Below are 1,497 nucleotides of genomic sequence, written 5' to 3'. Positions count from 1 at the left end.
GTCAGACATCCCATGTCGTTGGGGCGTCAAGCGGCGGCGGGTTGGGTGCGGTGGGCCCAGGCGGTGGTTTCGTCGTAGTGGGTGCCGGTTTTGAGGCAGCCGTGGAGGATGCCGGTGAGGCGGTTGGCGAGTTGTCGTAGGGCGGCGTGGTGGCCGGAGCCGCGGGCGCGGAGTTCGTCGTAGTAGGCGCGGGCGCCGGGTGAGGCGCGTAGCGCGCAGAAGGCTTGCCGGTGCAGGGCGTCGGCGAGGCGGTCGTTGCGGGCGTGGCGGGCCAGAACGATGAGTTTCTTGCCGGACTGGCGGGTGATGGGGCTGTTGCCGGCGTAGTTCTTGCGGCTGCGGGCGTCGGGGTAGCGGTCGGGGTCGTCTCCGAACTCGGCGAGCACCCGGGCCGCCAGGATGGCGCCCAGGCCGGGCTGGGACAGGTAGATCTCAGCGTCCGGGTGCTGGTGAAAAGACTCGCTCACCTCGCCTTCGAGGGCGTGGATCTGACCGTTGAGGGCGGCGATCAGCCTCACCGCGGCTTGGACGGTGGCGGCGTAGGCGGCCTGCACCGCCGCTGGTTGGGGCAGCTGCTCGGCCCGCAGAACCTGCTGGATGGTCTCGGCGCGTTGGTCGACGTTGCGCCGGCCGGCCCGCCGCAGCGCGGCGGCGATCTGTGAACGCGACAACCGCGCCGCGCGGACCGGATCGGGTGCCCGGCCGAGCAGCTCCAGGGCTTCGCCGGCGTGCAGGTCGTCGAAGGCAGTGATCGCGGCGGGGAAGAACTCCCGCAGCGCCGCCCGCAGCCGCAGGACCTGGCGTTGCCGGTCCCAGATCAGCGTCTGATGCACCCGTGCGAGGATCTTGACCGCCTCGGCGGTGTCGCTGTCCCCGGCCACCGGGCGGTGCCGGTGCCGGTCGGTGCGTACCAGGTCGGCCAGGGTCCGGGCGTCACCGGTGTCGCTCTTGGCTCCTGAGGTCGAGTGCCGTTCCCGATACCGGGCCACCTGCATCGGATTGACCGCGAACACCTGATAGCCCGCGGCGACCAGCGCCCCCACCCACGGGCCGCGGTCGGTCTCGATCCCGACCACCACCTGCGACGACTCTGCATCACCGGTCAGGTGTTCGGCCAGCATCGCGTGCAGCCGAGCTATCCCCGGGACGCCTTCGGGCAACCTCGCTCTGGCCAGCCGTCGGCCCGTCTCGTCCTGGATCTCCACATCGTGGTGATCCTCAGCCCAGTCATCACCGACGAACAGCACCCGTGCTCCTCCCGCCGATCCGCTCACCCAAGGGCAGCTCAAGGAGGATCACCCGCGGCCTAATGGTCAAGTGCTCACCACCCACAAGCCGGGCCGGGGCACGTCATCCCATCAGCGGTCCAACCCTCCCCACCACCGGCCGGGGCACGATCTGACCCTAGGATTCTCAAGATCCAGGCGACGAGAGTGCTCACCGGCCGGCGGCTACCGGAGCCGAGTGTCCTACAACAACTCGGTACGACCCATTAGG

General features: G+C 70.1%; 1 protein-coding gene. It reads right to left on the bottom strand.

Going from position 1 to position 1,497, the window contains the following annotated elements; translation table 11 throughout:
* Positions 1-26: 26 nt before the first annotated feature.
* Positions 27-1,247: an IS110 family RNA-guided transposase gene (locus tag ABTW87_RS30115; RefSeq protein ID WP_350654800.1), complete on the bottom strand. Its 1,221-nt coding sequence runs from the start codon at positions 1,245-1,247 to the stop codon at positions 27-29.
* Positions 1,248-1,497: the final 250 nt, after the last annotated feature.

Source organism: Micromonospora sp. NPDC126480 (assembly GCF_040302465.1).
In the GTDB taxonomy this organism is placed as follows: domain Bacteria; phylum Actinomycetota; class Actinomycetes; order Mycobacteriales; family Micromonosporaceae; genus Micromonospora.
Note: the sequence above shows the minus strand (reverse complement) of the source record. Positions and strands in the feature narration are given on the sequence as shown.